Raw genomic sequence first — 15,068 nt, 5'->3', positions numbered from 1 at the left:
AAATGGAGGAAAAAACATGAAAACATTTAAAGCAGTGATGGCAACAACTGCCTTGGGACTTGGTTTATTTGCAGGAAGTGCAGTGGCTAGCGCAAACCAAGCAGCAGCAAACACGACTTCAGAAGTTCAAACTACACAAGTTCAAACAAGTGAAGCGACAACAACTTCAGCAACTCAAACAGCTACAACTACTGCTACAGCAACTTCTGTTTCAGCAGAAGCAACAAAAGGTGGCTCAAAGACTTCACCAAGCGCACCAACCGCACCAACAGCTCCAAATGCATCAACCGGTTCAACTGCACCAGAAGTACCTAAGGCACCAACCGCACCAACTGCTAAAGGGGAAGGTCCAGCTGTGACAGCACCAACGGCACCGACAGCGCCAACTGCACCAACGGCACCAACCGCAGGTACAGCAGGCACAGCTGGGACAGCATCAACACCAACAACAGCCGGTACAGCAGGCACAGCGGGTACGGCCGGTACAGCAGGTACAGCAGGAACGGCGGGCACAGCCGGTACAGCAGGCACAGCCGCTAATCCAGACGGTACAGCGATCACCGCACCAACTGCACCAGAAGCACCAACGGCACCAACCGCACCGGTGGCTCCAACAGCTCCAGTGGCACCAACCGCACCAACCGCACCAACCGCGCCAACTGAACCACAAAAGCCACAACCTAAGCCAGATCCAAAACCACAGCCACAACCGAAGCCACAACCGCAACCAAAGCCACAACCAAGACCACAACATCATCATCCAAAGAAATGTGTGATCAAGGTTATTCCAAATAAAAAGCAACATGCACAAAAAAATGCACCAAGATTTTGTGTTAAGCGTGTGGTAAATGTTAAGCATTGCTAAGCTTAATTTGAGTAAATTATATTTTTAAAAGTTTGTCTGAATTTTAAAAAAATACAAAAAAACGGTATTTTTACTTGTATTTAAATGCTGTTTTGGATTAGTATTATGGTGAAAGCGTTAGCAATAACGCTTTAGTACGTGCTTACAATGTTATTGGTCAATCGGATTCAGATAAAGGGAGGAATATAGATGCTCAAAGACAACAGTAAAGAAACAGTGACAACTGCTTGGAACGGCTTCAAGGGCGGTGACTGGCAAAACGAGATCGATGTACGTGATTTCATTAATCGCAACTATACACCATATGATGGTGATCAATCATTCCTTGAAGAAGCAACTGAAGCAACGACAAAACTTAATGATAAGTTAGTTGATATCAAGTTAAGAGAACGTGCTGCTGGTGGGGTTTTAGAGGCTGATACTAAAGTGGTCTCAACAATTACTTCACACGAACCAGGTTATTTAGATAAAGATTTAGAAAAAATCGTTGGCTTGCAAACTGAAAAGCCAATGAAAAAAGCTTTGATGCCATATGGTGGGATCCGGATGGCCAAAGTTGCCTTGGCAGCTTACGGGATGGAGATCGATCCAGAAACGGAACGAATCTTTACTGAGTTGCATAAGACACACAATCAAGGTGTTTTTGATGCGTATAATGATGAAATCAAACGTGCGCGCCACAATAAGATCGTGACAGGGTTACCTGATTCTTACGGTCGTGGCCGAATCATTGCTGACTTCCCACGTGTAGCACTTTATGGGATCGACCGTTTGATCGCAGCTAAAAAAGAAGATCTTGCTAATTACGGCGATGGTGAAATGACTGACGAAGTAATTAGAATGCGTGAAGAAGTTTCCGAACAAATTCGTGCTTTACAAGATATGAAAAAGATGGCTGCTTCTTATGGTTACGATATTTCATATCCTGCAACTAATGCGCAAGAAGCGATCCAATGGCTTTACTTTGGGTATTTAGCTTCCATTAAGCAACAAAATGGGGCTGCCATGTCGATCGGACGCATTGATTCCTTTATTGATATCTATATCAAACGTGATATGGACAATGGCTTATTGACCGAAAAAGAAGCACAAGAATTGATCGATCAATTCACAATGAAGTTACGTATGGTGACCTTCATTCGGACACCAGAATATAACTCATTGTTCTCTGGTAACCCAATTTGGGCAACATTATCAATCGCAGGGATGGGCATGGATGGTCGTCATCATGTTACTAAGACGGCTTTCCGTTTCTTACACACCTTGCATAACATGGGGGCAGCTCCAGAACCAAACATTACTTTGCTTTGGTCAGATCGTTTACCAGAAGGCTTCAAGAACTATGCTGCTAGTGTTTCGATCGCAAGCTCAACGATTCAATATGAAAACGATGAACTCATGATGGAAACATGGGGCACAGATTACTATGGCATTGCATGTTGTGTGTCCGCACAACCGATCGCTGACGGAGTGCAATTCTTCGGGGCGCGGGCTAACTTAGCTAAAACAGTGCTTTATGCGATCAACGGTGGGGTCGATGAATTGACGAAGATGCAATGTGGTCCAGCTTACGCACCAATTACTTCAGAATATATCGACTATGATGAATTCTTGAAGAAATTTGATGACATGTTAGAATGGGTCGCAGACGTTTACGTTAATGCTTTAAACGTCATCCACTACATGCACGATAAATATTACTATGAATCAGCACAATTAGCCTTGAAAGATACTCGTTTAGATCGTACTTTTGCGACAGGGATCTCGGGTCTTGCTGTGGCAGCAGACTCCATCTCTGCGATCAAATATGGTAAGGTCAAAGTTATTCGTGATGAAAATGGTGTGGCAGTTGATTTTGAAACTGAAAATGACTTCCCACGCTATGGTAATAACGATGATCGTGCTGATGAGATCGCATCTTGGTTAGTAAAACAACTTTACACCAAGATGAATAAGCATCATCTCTATCGTGGTGCTAAATTATCAACTTCTGTTTTGACGATCACATCAAACGTGGTTTATGGTAAAAATACAGGGACAACACCTAACGGACGTCAAGCTGGTGAACCATTCTCACCAGGTGCTAACCCTGCTTATGGAGCAGAAACAAATGGTGCTTTAGCTTCACTTCTTTCTGTTGCTAAATTACCATACCGTTATGCGACAGATGGTATTTCCAATACCTTTGCCGTAACACCATCGACTCTTGGTCATGATGAAACATTAGAAGAAAAAACATTAGTAAACATGATCAGTGGCTATATGAAAAATGAAGGTCACCACTTAAACATCAACGTCTTCAATAAGGATACTTTACTTGATGCACAAAAACATCCAGAAGAATATCCAACGTTGACCGTGCGTGTTTCGGGCTACTGCGTTTACTTTGCTGACTTGACCAAAGAACAGCAAGATGATGTTATCTCAAGAACATTCCACACTTCAATGTAATTAAATCCAGCAGATAACTGTCAAAAGTAAAGGCGGCGTAAAGATGAAAGCTAATCCATATATCAATCCAGTTCCAATGAAAGATGGCCAGGTCTTAGGTTACGTGCATTCCCTGGAAACCTTTGGCGCAGTAGATGGCCCGGGGATTCGATTTGTGGCTTTCATGCAGGGATGCAATATGCGGTGCAAGTTTTGTCACAATCCCGATACTTGGAAGAAAAATGTTGGCACAAAAATGACGGCAAGTGAGCTAATGGAAAAGGCTTTACCCTACCGTGCCTTTTGGGGCGAAGATGGTGGGATCACGCTTTCTGGCGGTGAAATCTTATTGCAGCCAGAGTTTGCGTTAGAGGTTTTTACTAAGTGTAAAGAATTGGGTATCAGTACTTGTTTAGATACATGTGGTGCTCCGTTTACGCGCCGTGAACCTTGGTTTAGTCTGTTCAATAAATTGCTCGAAGTTACCGATATTTTGTTAGTTGACATTAAGCATATCAATTCAGATGAGCATCGGCTCTTGACGGGTTTCCCGAATGAAAACATCCTTGATTTGTGTGAATATTTGTCAGAAATAGGTAAACCAGTTTGGATCAGACACGTTTTGGTCCCAGGGATCACTGATAATGACAAATACCTAAAGCAACTCGGAGAATATATCAAGACGTTAGACAATGTCGAAAAAGTTGAGGTCTTGCCGTATCACACGATGGGGGTCCACAAATATAAGGAGATGGGGATCAAATACCGGCTAGAAGGCGTTGAGCCACCGACACAAGATCGGGTAGAAAATGCTGAAAAATTGCTGTGTGTTGATGATTACAAGGGATATTTGACTTGGAAACCAGGTGTCAATACAAAAGAAGAAAGACGATAAATCTTTTAAAAGAGGCAGAGACCGTGGTGTCTCTGCCTTTTTAGTGTTACAATTTAGCCAAGTCAAGAAGTTAAGTTAGGAGTGAGTAGATGGGCGAAGAAGAACTAGCGCTATCTAAAAAGCATAAAATTGAGATGACGTTTGTGGTTTTGTTTAGCTACAGTCTTTTAATATATTCATTTTGTCAAAATTCAACGCAGATGGCTTTAGTCAGTACGATCTTGCGCAATGCGAATTTTGTAAAGTTAATAATTTTTGAATTCATTGCTGGCTTTATTGGCGGTGCGATCACGTTTGCCTTTAATTTGGGTGTGGGTAAACTACTGCTCAAGTTGATCACACCTGAGACCGAGCAACCAGCGCTTTATTTAGGGCTGGTTGTGGCGACGACGACCACAAATCTCGTTATGGCTAGTATTGTTGCCTATCTAGGTACTTTTATGCGCTACCAACTCGTTGCAAGTCTGTTGGAACTGGGATTATTTGGGATAGTTTATTACTGTTTATCGAAACAAACTTTAAAAAAGACACTTATCTTATTAGCAGGATACTTTTGTTTAAACTTAGTGTTAAGTATTATCTTTTGGTATTGTCTTCCGCTATACTAATGACGGTATACTAAAATTGGTTATTTTAAAGAAATGAAGGTGAATTTATGCCAGAAAAAGAATTAAAGTTATCGGTTCTAGCAAAAGTTGGGTTATTTATCTTGGTCGTTTTGACCAGTGCCTTGACTTTTTATATGACAAGTAGGTACACAGCAACTTTTCTCAGCCAATCAGGCTTATCCCAAAGTAACATCAATTCGAGTACCTTTTTGACGTTTGCGCTGATCGGGGGCATTGTTGGTGCAATCATTGCTTTTTTAGTGACTTGGGGGATCGGGACGCTAGTATTAATGGTCGCCAATACCCGGCAGTATCAAAATGCCCTATATTTAGCGCTAGCGATCAAATATAGTGTCGTCAATATTTTTATGGCTACGTTTTTAATGTTTAGTAACAAAATAATGTCTTACAGTTGGGCAACTTCGATCCTTGAGTTCCTTATTTTCTTTGGCTGTTATTACGTTTTAACAAATAAAAATATGAAAAGTAGTTTACAAGTTACCGGAGTTTACGTAATTATTTTTGTTATCGGACAAGTAATTGCCCTAGCATTTTAAAAAAAGAGGTCTGAAATTTTTCAGACCTCTTTTTTTAGTTGAATGGATTATAAAATCGTCCGTGATTTAATTTGAATAAATAAAGTGTTGTCAAAAATAAGCAGATAGCTAAAGCGACAACGCAAAAATCGGTTTTTGTGAATGGTTGTTGCGTGTACCACGTCCGCTTTTTCTTAGAACCAAACCGCCGTAATTGCATCGCCGTACTGATCGTATTGATGCGTTCTAGACTAGAAAAGATCAAGGGCACGATAATGTTGACCATGCCTTTGAGGCGCGTCATCAGGCTCGCTTTTTTAGAAAGTTCATTTCCGCGCGCTTGTTGGGCGGCTGAAATATTCCAGTAAGCAGTTTGAATGTCTGGAATATAGCGTAGCGCTAAGGCAACGGCATAACTGATCTTATAGCTAATGCCGATCTTATTTAAACTCGAAGCAAATGAACTTGGATCGGTCGTAAGTAAAAAGAGCAATGCCAATGGAACCGTGCAGAAATATTTTAAGGCAACATTGGCTAGATAAAAGAGCTCTTGAGCGGTCACGGTAAAATAGCCCGCCGAAAGTAAAACATCTTTTGAATGGTATAGTTGCGCTCCGTATGTAGGCTGAAAGATAAAGACAGCAATCAAATTTAAGAGCGAAAAAAAGATGATAAATTTGACGATAAATGACACTTGCTGCCATTTTAAATGCGCCGTTTTAAATAAGGCGACGGAAAAAAGCGCCACAAATAACAAAAAACGGGTGTCAAATGTTGTCATACATGCGATTGAAACAACTAAAAAGAAGAACAGCTTGGCGCTAGCATTGATGCGATGAATAAAGCTATCTTGAGGTTGATAACCGAGGATATTTTGATTATTCATGGTGCTCTCCTTTCTGGTGGACTAATTGATCAAAGCCAGCGATAAAAGAATCAGTATCGGCTAGCTGATATTTTTGAGCTAGGTGGTAAAGACTTGTTTGGCGCAGATCAGCTTGTTTGAGCAATTCGGTTTGGCTCAACAATTGGACTGGTGTTAGGTCGGCCAACAATTGCCCTTGGCTAAACACCAAAGCGCGTTTGGTGTATTCAAGCATCAAGTGCATATCATGCGTAATAATGATGATCGTGCAACCGTGTTGTTCATTTAATTCTTGTAAAAACTGCATGATCTCAGTGTAAGTTTGCTGATCTTGTCCGGCAGTTGGTTCATCTAAAATGATGAGTTTAGGCTCTAAGACTAGGATTGAAGCAATCGTAACCCGCTTTTTTTGCCCGTAACTTAAAGCCGAGATCGGCCAGTTTCTAAACGGATATAACCCACAGATTTTTAAAACATGGGCGACTTTTTGTTTGATCTCATTTTCATCGGTGATTCCGTGTAAGCGCAAGCCCAGGGCAACTTCATCAAAGATCATTTTTTGCGAGATCATTTGGTTAGGATCTTGCATTACATAACCGATCTTTTCGGCACGCTCCTTGATCGAAGTTTGGGCGAGATCTTGGTTTTCCCAGGTTATTTTGCCCGAACCTTGTAAGAAACCACAGATCAATTTGACCAAAGTAGTTTTGCCTGCACCATTTTGTCCTGCAATACTGATAAAATCCCCCGCATTAACAGTAAAACTGATATTTGAAAGGGGATATTTTTGCTCAGCCGAGTAGCTAAAAGAAACATTTTCTAAGCTAAGTTGTGGTACCGGGGTTTCATTGTTGCTGAGAGTCGTGCTGCCTTTAAGTGTTGCTAAAGCTTGGGTGATTTCTGGTAACACTGGAAGTTTTTGGACGCTAGCAAGATCAGGGATCTTAGTTAAATCAACGTTAGCGGCCTTTAGTGCTTCAACGTATAATGGTGGTCGGATCCCCGCGTTTGGCAAAATGTCTGTCCGCAAGAGCTCATTTGGTGTTTGATCAGCGATGATCTGTCCATCTGACATGACAAGCACACGGTCAAGTGGACAAGTGAGTGCTTCTTCTAAACGGTGTTCGATGATGATCACGGTAGCGTTAGTTTTGGCTTGGATCTGCTCGATCAATTGCATCGTTTTATGTCCTGAGACGGGATCTAAGTTCGCTAATGGTTCATCAAAAAGTAAGATCGGGGAACCATCAACTAAGACACCCGCTAAAGCGACACGTTGTTTTTGACCCCCAGAAAGCTCTTGGGGTGAATGGTTCAAGAGGTCATGAAGATTTAGTTCAGTGGCCCATTTATCAACGATCTGTTGCATCTCGGCGCGCGAAACAGCGTCATTTTCTAGGGCAAAGGCAATATCTTCGGCAACAGTTAGTCCGATAAATTGACTATCGGAATCTTGTAAGATCGTAGACGTGGTAAATGAAAGGTCAAACAATGATGTTTCGGTGATTGCACGCCCATTGATCGTACAACTTCCGTGGATCTCACCGTGGTCTTCGTTAGGGATCAAACCATTCAAACATTTGGCAAGGGTAGATTTTCCACTCCCAGAAGGGCCTGCGATGAGCACTTTTTGTCCCGGATAGATCTCAAGGTTGATATTTTTTAAGGTTGGTTCTGCTTGACTTACATATTGAAATGAAAAGTCTTTAAATGAAATGATTGGTTTTTCCATAAGCTAATCCTTGTGTAAACTTCCTTTTTTGACTCGTGAGTTGGCATATGCCTTGAGTAAAAGTGTCCCTAAGATCCCGACAGCTAAACTGTTTGAAACCGAAGAAATGATTCCTTGTAAGAATACTTTGTTGGAGGGCTCACTGTAAACCAAGATATCTAAAGTCGGTGCGACTAAGCTCCAAGTAAAGAAGTTGGCGATAATCTGGAAAAAATTAAAGAATATGATATTTTCTTTGTTGAAGATGCCTTCTTCGATCCGTAATTTCTTACCGATCAACCCAAATAAAAAGCCAATCAAACCAGAACATAAGACCCAGCTCCACCACGGGGAACCATAGCTGATAAAATCTTTTAACGTGTGTCCGATCAAACCAGTTGCTAAACCGACTAATGGTCCAAAAATGGCAGCAAACAAGGCTAAGAAGGGATAAGTTGTTTCAATACTAGTATTAGGAATGCCGGTAGGGATCGAGGCAAAACGCCCTAAGATCACAAAGATCGCCGAGCCGATCCCAATCGCTACGACACTTTTAACGGATAATTCTTTTTTCATAATATAAACTCCTTTCAATTTATTATGACGTTTTAACGTGATTTATGCAAAGTAACTTGCCAATCGTTACCAGTACCAATGTGGTGAACTTGTGAAAATGAGGCTTGGTTGAGCGCGATCCCAACTTTAACAAGTGAATTGATATAGATCAAAGGTTCATTTAAGGCCACATCAGCAAAAGAACGTACAAATGGGATTTCGTTGCGATAAACTTCTTTTCCTTGATGTGAGATAGTGGTCACTAAAGTATCCCCACGGGAAATATCGAGTTGTTTGAGCGCTTCTAGTGGAATATTAGTCCATAAAGACCCAAAACGAATATCTAAGATGTCGATCATACCCGTGATCGTTTGGTCAGCGACTTGTGGTTCTAAAAGCTCTAAAGTTTCGATCTGATCAACTGGTAATGGGGTACCAAGGTCGCTAAGCTCGATCTGTTGACTAGCTAAGCGTGCACCGTTATAGGCGTAAACATCGCGCCCGTGGAAAGTGTGGCTTTCTGCCGAGTGTGACAGGCGCTCGGTATTTTCATTGATCTGTCTGACCTCTTTTAAACCAAAGAAACGAGCGACGTGTGACAAAGTACCATTATCTGGCGTAATAATATAATGACCAGTTTTAGTTAGCGCACAGACACTTTTACGCGTACTTCCGACCCCTGGATCGACCACGGAGACAAAAACAGTTCCACTTGGCCAATAATTGATCGTTTGATATAAACGATAGGAAGCTTCCCAAATGTTATAGGGGGTGATCTCGTGGGTCAGATCAGCAATAAAGAGATCTTTGGAGATCGTTTTAGCGACCCCGTACATCGCGCTAACAGCTCCATCACCTAAGCCAAAATCGGTTTGCAATACAAGTTGTTTGTTTGTCATAAAAAATGCTCCTTTCTGTTGGTCAAATAAACAAAAAACGCCCTTGACGAATATTCGCCAAGGACGTTTGACCGTGGTACCACCTTGATTTGTGATCAGCTCACACTAATCACCTCGGAGACTAACAAGCTAGTCTCAAGGTTTTAACGATCCACACCGGCTTAGAAGCTTGCACCCCTAAGCAGCTCAGAGTTCATTTTTGGCCGCCATCTGAAACTTTCAGCATATGTCTCAGTCTCTGGTCAATTAGTGTCAGCCGCTCTTCTCATCAAAGCGATACTTTTTATAAGTTAGGGAGATTATAGCGGTTTTTTACGTAGGCGTCAATTACTTTAGGTCAGATCCACTAAATTTTATCAAGAATGAACGAAAATACGATAACTAATTATTTATATATAAGTAAAATAAAAATTATGGAAACGGAACAATTTTTTGGAAATATGCATGAAAACAAGTTGAATAAGCTTTTGGTGGTTGTGACTAATAAAAAAGTCAGATGATTGGTCTAACAAGCTTTGTGCATATTTGCCATAAAAAATGTATAAAAAACGGCAACAAAATTTTTTTAGTGGCGTAATTCGTTGAAATGGCGCAATCATTTTAGATACATAAAAAAATTGAACAATATTAACTCTTTCTTTTTTGGAGTGGACGCGCTAGAATAGAAAAGTAACAAAAATAAATGAACGAATGTTCGCCATGTGCGAAGCGAGGAGGCTATATTCATGACGATCTCATCCAAGACGTCAACAGAAGAGTTGATCAAGACTGTTATGGACGAGCGGTCTTGCAGTTATAAAGAAGCGATCGAACTATTATTGAATTTAACGCGAAGTCAAGGTACGATCAACAAGTAAATAGTCTTTATCAAAAAGAGGTATGCTAAAAGTCAGCATACCTCTTTTATATTAACCAGGGAAATTCGAGGGACAATTGGTTTTGGGTGGTTTGGTGGAGCTTACGCATTTGGTCTCGCAATTGCTTGCGCGCTAAGTAGCCTTGACAAAGAGCTTTTTCTTCGGCTGTCTGAGCCTTTAGTTGGGGGAGTTCTTTATTTTTATCTAGACTAACAAAGGTGAAAAATGCGGTCATCCCTAAAAAGCGTTCCCCAGTTTCTAAGTGTTCACCGATAACTTTTGCAAAAACTTCGATCGAGCGCTTGCCAGCTCCAGTTACATAAGCTTCGATGCACAACGAATCGTTTAGGACAAAGGGGGCTAAAAAATTGACGTTGTCGACTGCTGCAGTCACACATTGGGTGCGCGCAAAGCGACTAGCAGAAATCGAAGTAGTCCCGTCTAATAGGGACAACAATTCGCCCCCATAGACGGTGTCGTGTTCGTTTAAATCACTTGCTAAGATGCGGTGGCTCGTGATAGCAAGGGTTTGACGACAAGTAATAGTAGTACTCATAAGATCACGTCCTTTTTGATTTACGGTTTAATTGTAACATATCCATGTCAGTGGCCGAGTTAGCGCTTAGTTCGCATAAAACTTAAAGGTAATTAATCAAAGTTGCTAAATCGCTAGCTAACATGCTATAAAATAAGCGAAATAAAACAATCGTCTTGATTTAAAACATTCGGATTTTTTTTAGAAAGCCAGAAATGGCGCTAAAAAAGAAGCATAACTGTACTTACGCAGTTATGCTTCTTTAAATATATAAATGACAGTCAAACGGACCTTTCATCGTCGCAGTCTTGTTCTTTCACGATCTTATTTTACATTATCGACGATCCGTTCATTTGAACTGTAGGGTGGATCCAAAAGGAGAAGTAAGCCTTCTTTCATGCATCTAAGCAACTAGGCTAGATGTCTTGTTGCGCTAAGGTTTAACGCGAGTACGTGCTTGGGATAAAAAGGCTTATAAGCCTCCTTTTCATCTCTTATTATACGAAAAATCAGCAAAATGTCAAGCGCTTACATTTTTAATTTCTGACTTTACCATGCGCGTGATCTTTGTTAAACTAAAAATGGTTTAAAATATTATTTTTTAATTAATTATCTAATTTCTAGATAATCGTTCGGTACATTCCGAACGCCGTTTTGACGGATCATTAAGGTTTGTTAGGGGTAAAACAGCTGATTGGTACGTATCTTTTTAGCGATAAAATGATATTTTTATTATTTTTCAAAATTAAATGAAGTTAATAAAATTGTTTACAAATACGCGCTAACTAGATATACTAATTGAAGTTTTACAATCATTTATACATTGCTATTATTTTATGATACAGAGAGGAGAAAATATCTTGTATTTAGCAATAAATGTTTTAGGTTTACTGGTCTTTTTAGCGGTCGGGATCATCTTTTCTAAGAACCGTAAAGAGATCAATTGGCGTGGTGTTATCACAATGGTTATCTTTAACCTTGTGTTAGCGTGGTTCTTGACCAGTTTCTCAGGTGGTCGTGCAATTGTTAATGGGGCAGCAGCTGGCTTTAACGAATTGATGAAAATTGCTTATGTCGGGATCGAATTTGCGCTCCCAAGCATGGTCAATGTTAAGCAAATGGACTGGTTCGTGTCAGTGCTTCTTCCAATTTTGATGGTCGTTCCATTGTTTGATATTTTAACTTATATCGGGATCTTACCTTGGGTTATTAAATGGATCGGACGTGGTTTATCGTTTATCACTGGTCAACCTAAGTTTGAATCTTTCTTTGCGATCGAAATGATGTTTCTTGGTAACACAGAAGCATTAGCTGTTTCATCACTCCAACTTAAACAAATCAATGCTAAGCGTAATTTGACGCTAGCGATGATGTCAATGAGCTGTGTTACAGCTTCGATCATTGGTTCTTATACGCAAATGATGCCTGGTGAATATATTTTAACGGCGGTTCCAGTTAACGTGATCAATGCGTTGATCGTAGTTGCTTTGCTTAACCCAGTTAAAGTTTCACCAGAAGAAGATACGATCGCTACGATGAAAGGCTCTGCCATGGCAGAAACTGAAATCGGCGACGTTGATGCAAATGGTCATGCTAAAAAAGAACCTTTCTTCTCCTTCTTAGGTGATTCTATTTTAGGTGCTGGTCGTTTGATTTTGATCATTGCGGCTAACGTTATCGCCTTTGTTGCTTTAGCAGCTTTGATCGATAAGTTACTTGGCTTGATCAATCCATGGTTATCATTGGAACACATCTTAGGGATCATCATGTATCCTTTAGCATGGTTGATGGGCTTGCCACACGGTGAAGCTTTCCAATTTGCCCAATACATGGGGACAAAGTTAGTTACAAATGAATTCGTTGTTATGGGACAAGTTACCGAAACGATCAAAGACTTTGCACCACACTACAAAGCAGTGTTAACAGTCTTTGTAACTTCATTTGCTAACTTCTCAACAGTTGGGATGATCATCGGATGCTTTAAGGGTATCGTTGATCGTGAAAAGAATGATCTTATCTCTAAAAACGTTGGCTATATGTTGCTTTCTGGGATCTTAGTTTCCCTTCTATCTGCAGCAATGGTTGGTTTATACGTTTGGTAAAAATAATAGCAAGACAATAAAAAATTCGGCTACTGTTTTAAGACAGTAGCCGAATTTTTTTGGTTTCTTAGTGAAAGATCAAAAGTGAAAGTAACGCTAAGATCGCTGGCGTTCCTTGTGCAAGTAAGATCCGCGGATTTTTTGCACTGAGCCAACCGTAGACTGCAGCGATGATCACAAAGATCACAAACATCAAACTGCCAGCATATTGGGCATTTGCAGGTAACACAAAGCGGGAGAGCAGTAGACCAGCCCCGATAAAACCGTTATAGAGCCCTTGGTTGGCCATTAACGTTCTAGTGTCGGGCATTTTTACAAATTCTTCGCTCATGCCAAATACTTGATGTAACTTCTCATCAGAAGCAAACATCTCTAACCCCATGATGTAGAAAGCTTCTAGAGCGACGATGAAAATCAATACTGTTGAAAAAATCGACATAAAAATTTCCTCCTATAACATATTAGCTATAATTATTATACTGAATTGCGCACAACATTTCGATAATTAATGGGAAAAGAATTTCAAATGCCGTGGTGACTAGTCTTTAAAGATGATATAATACATACAAGCTCTAATGTTTGAGCGCTCCAGTAACTAATAAGTGTTATGGAAAAAAGGATGTGACTAAATGCAAGCCAATGTTTTGATCAGTCAAGACCTTTCCTGTGTGGGTCAGGTGTCTTTGGGTGTCGCTTTACCCTTGCTGAGCGCACTTGATTTTTGTCCTGATGTTTTACCAACCGCACTTTTGTCTACACATACGGGTGGCTTTGGTGAAAATACCTACTTGGATCTTTCTTCTGAGATGTCACGCATTCTCCAACATTGGCAAACCTTGCAGTTGCGGTTTCTGGCGGTCTATCTGGGATATTTAGGCGTCAAACCGCTAACTGTGATCTTGAAGCATTTAGACACATTGAAGACAGACAATGCGCTTATTTTAGTTGATCCTGTAATGGCTGATCACGGTAAGCTTTACCGTGGATTTGACCTAGACTATGTTGCTAAGATGCGTCAATTAGTCAAACGTGCGTCGATCGTGACTCCTAATTTAACGGAAGCCCAACTACTTTTAGGTGAGGCTTTGACTACTTCTCCAATCACGCTTGAACAAGCACAAAAGACACTATGTCGCTTAGCACAGAAGTTTCGGTTGGAAACTGCGATCATGACCGGGGTCGATCTCGGTGAAAATATTGCGGTGATCGGCTATGAAGCAGGCGAGGTGTGGAGTTTAACTTGTTCCAAATTGGCTGGGAACTATTTTGGAACGGGTGATCTCTTCGCCAGTGCCCTGTTAGCTGGGATCTTAAGGGGAAAAACGGTAAAAGTTGCTGCGAAGGTCGCAATGGAATTTATTTCCCGTGCGATCCAACTGACACCGACTCCGCGTGATGAGCGTTTTGGCGTCAATTATGCCAAAGCACTACCTTATTTACTGGAAAAGCTATGATTTTTTGGAGGGAAGTACAATGTTGCGTGACCAGCAAAATACACTGCGAGCGGTCATTTTGACCGGATTGTTTGCGGCCTTGATCTATATCGGAGTGTGGGTATTGCGGATCCCGATCCCTGCGATGGTCGGGCGTCCGTTTATTCACTTCGGTAATACTTTAACGGTAACGGCGATCTTATTTTTAGGTAAACGCAATGGTATGCTGGCCGGGCTCATCGGTCTAGGCGGATTTGACATCTTAAATGGCTATCTCGCTGTCTCGTGGCTGACGATGCTAGAGGTCATCGTTGTAGCCTTGATAATTTCCGGACTTTTCAAAGCTTTCGGGTATGTCGATAGTAAGCGAAATATTACGATCTTAGCGATCACTGCAGGGGTCACCAAGGTCTTTACTTCGTATTTAGCTTCGATCATTGAAGCATTAATGGTAGGAACGAGTTTTAAAACAGCACTGGTAGCTTCGTTTTTTAGCTTACCTGCCACTGTTGTCAACTCGATCTCAACGGCGATCTGCGCACCGTTTTTGTATTTCAGCATCAAAAAAATCTACGCATTGGTGCAAACGCGCCGAGGATAATGTAACAACTGAATTTAGTAAATAAGATCTAGGGGGACTGTGTATCACCTAGATCTTATTTTTTTAAATTTTACTTGTACTTATTTGAGTTCTTTGATATAATATTTTTTGTTGATAATTTGGGTGGTTAGCTCAGCTGGCAGAGCAACGGACTCTTAATCCGTGGGTCCAGGGTT

At 40.9% G+C, this 15,068-nt stretch carries 15 protein-coding genes; 9 read left to right on the top strand and 6 right to left on the bottom strand.

The window, feature by feature from the left end; genetic code table 11:
* Positions 1–16 precede the first annotated feature (16 nt).
* From FC32_RS10820 to FC32_RS00385, 5 genes are all read left to right on the top strand, one after another.
* A complete protein-coding gene (locus FC32_RS10820; protein WP_025087258.1) occupies positions 17–865 on the top strand; it encodes a hypothetical protein in 849 nt (282 codons plus the stop codon).
* Between the two features lie 189 nt (positions 866–1,054).
* The gene (gene pflB / locus FC32_RS00400; protein WP_056957179.1) at positions 1,055–3,316 is read left to right on the top strand and encodes a formate C-acetyltransferase; all 2,262 of its coding nucleotides are present in this window, start codon (positions 1,055–1,057) and stop codon (positions 3,314–3,316) included.
* A 43-nt stretch (positions 3,317–3,359) separates the two neighbouring features.
* A complete protein-coding gene (gene pflA, locus FC32_RS00395) occupies positions 3,360–4,190 on the top strand; it encodes a pyruvate formate-lyase-activating protein (protein WP_025087259.1) in 831 nt (276 codons plus the stop codon).
* Positions 4,191–4,279: 89 nt separating this feature from the next.
* Positions 4,280–4,798 carry a hypothetical protein gene (locus FC32_RS00390; protein ID WP_025087260.1) on the top strand — a complete coding sequence of 173 codons (519 nt, stop codon included), beginning with the start codon at positions 4,280–4,282 and terminating at the stop codon, positions 4,796–4,798.
* Positions 4,799–4,845: 47 nt separating this feature from the next.
* Positions 4,846–5,355, top strand: coding sequence for a hypothetical protein (locus FC32_RS00385; RefSeq protein WP_025087261.1), 510 nt, complete (start codon positions 4,846–4,848; stop codon positions 5,353–5,355).
* Positions 5,356–5,389: 34 nt separating this feature from the next.
* Here the strand turns inward: FC32_RS00385 and FC32_RS00380 are convergent, their stop codons facing one another.
* From FC32_RS00380 to FC32_RS00365, 4 genes are read right to left on the bottom strand one after another with little or no spacing between them, the layout of a single operon-like run.
* A complete protein-coding gene (locus FC32_RS00380) occupies positions 5,390–6,220 on the bottom strand; it encodes an energy-coupling factor transporter transmembrane component T family protein (RefSeq protein WP_025087262.1) in 831 nt (276 codons plus the stop codon).
* Positions 6,213–7,931, bottom strand: coding sequence for an ABC transporter ATP-binding protein (locus tag FC32_RS00375; protein ID WP_025087263.1), 1,719 nt, complete (start codon positions 7,929–7,931; stop codon positions 6,213–6,215). Before FC32_RS00375 ends, FC32_RS00380 begins: the two co-directional genes overlap by 8 nt.
* Before the next feature lie 3 nt (positions 7,932–7,934).
* Positions 7,935–8,486, bottom strand: a complete 552-nt coding sequence (locus FC32_RS00370; RefSeq protein WP_056957178.1) for an ECF-type riboflavin transporter substrate-binding protein — start codon at positions 8,484–8,486, stop codon at positions 7,935–7,937.
* A 32-nt stretch (positions 8,487–8,518) separates the two neighbouring features.
* Entirely contained in the window at positions 8,519–9,364 is an 846-nt protein-coding gene (locus tag FC32_RS00365) for an SAM hydrolase/SAM-dependent halogenase family protein (protein ID WP_025087264.1), read from the bottom strand.
* 725 nt (positions 9,365–10,089) lie between these two features.
* Here FC32_RS00365 and FC32_RS11045 point away from each other — a divergent pair.
* Positions 10,090–10,221, top strand: a complete 132-nt coding sequence (locus tag FC32_RS11045; protein ID WP_257576671.1) for a hypothetical protein — start codon at positions 10,090–10,092, stop codon at positions 10,219–10,221.
* Between the two features lie 46 nt (positions 10,222–10,267).
* Here FC32_RS11045 and FC32_RS00360 read toward each other — a convergent pair whose 3' ends face one another.
* Positions 10,268–10,777, bottom strand: coding sequence for an acyl-CoA thioesterase (locus tag FC32_RS00360; protein WP_025087265.1), 510 nt, complete (start codon positions 10,775–10,777; stop codon positions 10,268–10,270).
* A gap of 839 nt (positions 10,778–11,616) precedes the next feature.
* Between FC32_RS00360 and FC32_RS00355 the strand changes: the two genes are divergently transcribed.
* Positions 11,617–12,858 carry a NupC/NupG family nucleoside CNT transporter gene (locus FC32_RS00355; RefSeq protein ID WP_025087266.1) on the top strand — a complete coding sequence of 414 codons (1,242 nt, stop codon included), beginning with the start codon at positions 11,617–11,619 and terminating at the stop codon, positions 12,856–12,858.
* Between the two features lie 67 nt (positions 12,859–12,925).
* Here the strand turns inward: FC32_RS00355 and FC32_RS00350 are convergent, their stop codons facing one another.
* Positions 12,926–13,297, bottom strand: coding sequence for a DUF1304 domain-containing protein (locus FC32_RS00350; protein WP_025087267.1), 372 nt, complete (start codon positions 13,295–13,297; stop codon positions 12,926–12,928).
* A 190-nt stretch (positions 13,298–13,487) separates the two neighbouring features.
* Here FC32_RS00350 and FC32_RS00345 point away from each other — a divergent pair, with 190 nt between their 5' ends.
* Together FC32_RS00345 and FC32_RS00340 are read left to right on the top strand one after the other, a co-directional pair.
* The gene (locus FC32_RS00345; protein WP_056957177.1) at positions 13,488–14,312 is read left to right on the top strand and encodes a pyridoxamine kinase; all 825 of its coding nucleotides are present in this window, start codon (positions 13,488–13,490) and stop codon (positions 14,310–14,312) included.
* A gap of 19 nt (positions 14,313–14,331) precedes the next feature.
* Complete coding sequence (locus FC32_RS00340) at positions 14,332–14,892, top strand: ECF transporter S component (protein WP_025087268.1); 561 nt, start codon at positions 14,332–14,334, stop codon at positions 14,890–14,892.
* The last annotated feature ends 176 nt before the right edge of the window (positions 14,893–15,068 follow it).

This window comes from Ligilactobacillus apodemi DSM 16634 = JCM 16172, from assembly GCF_001434405.1.
In the GTDB taxonomy this organism is placed as follows: domain Bacteria; phylum Bacillota; class Bacilli; order Lactobacillales; family Lactobacillaceae; genus Ligilactobacillus; species Ligilactobacillus apodemi.
The sequence above is the reverse complement of the archived record's forward strand: the minus strand, read 5'-3'. Positions and strand labels throughout refer to the sequence as shown.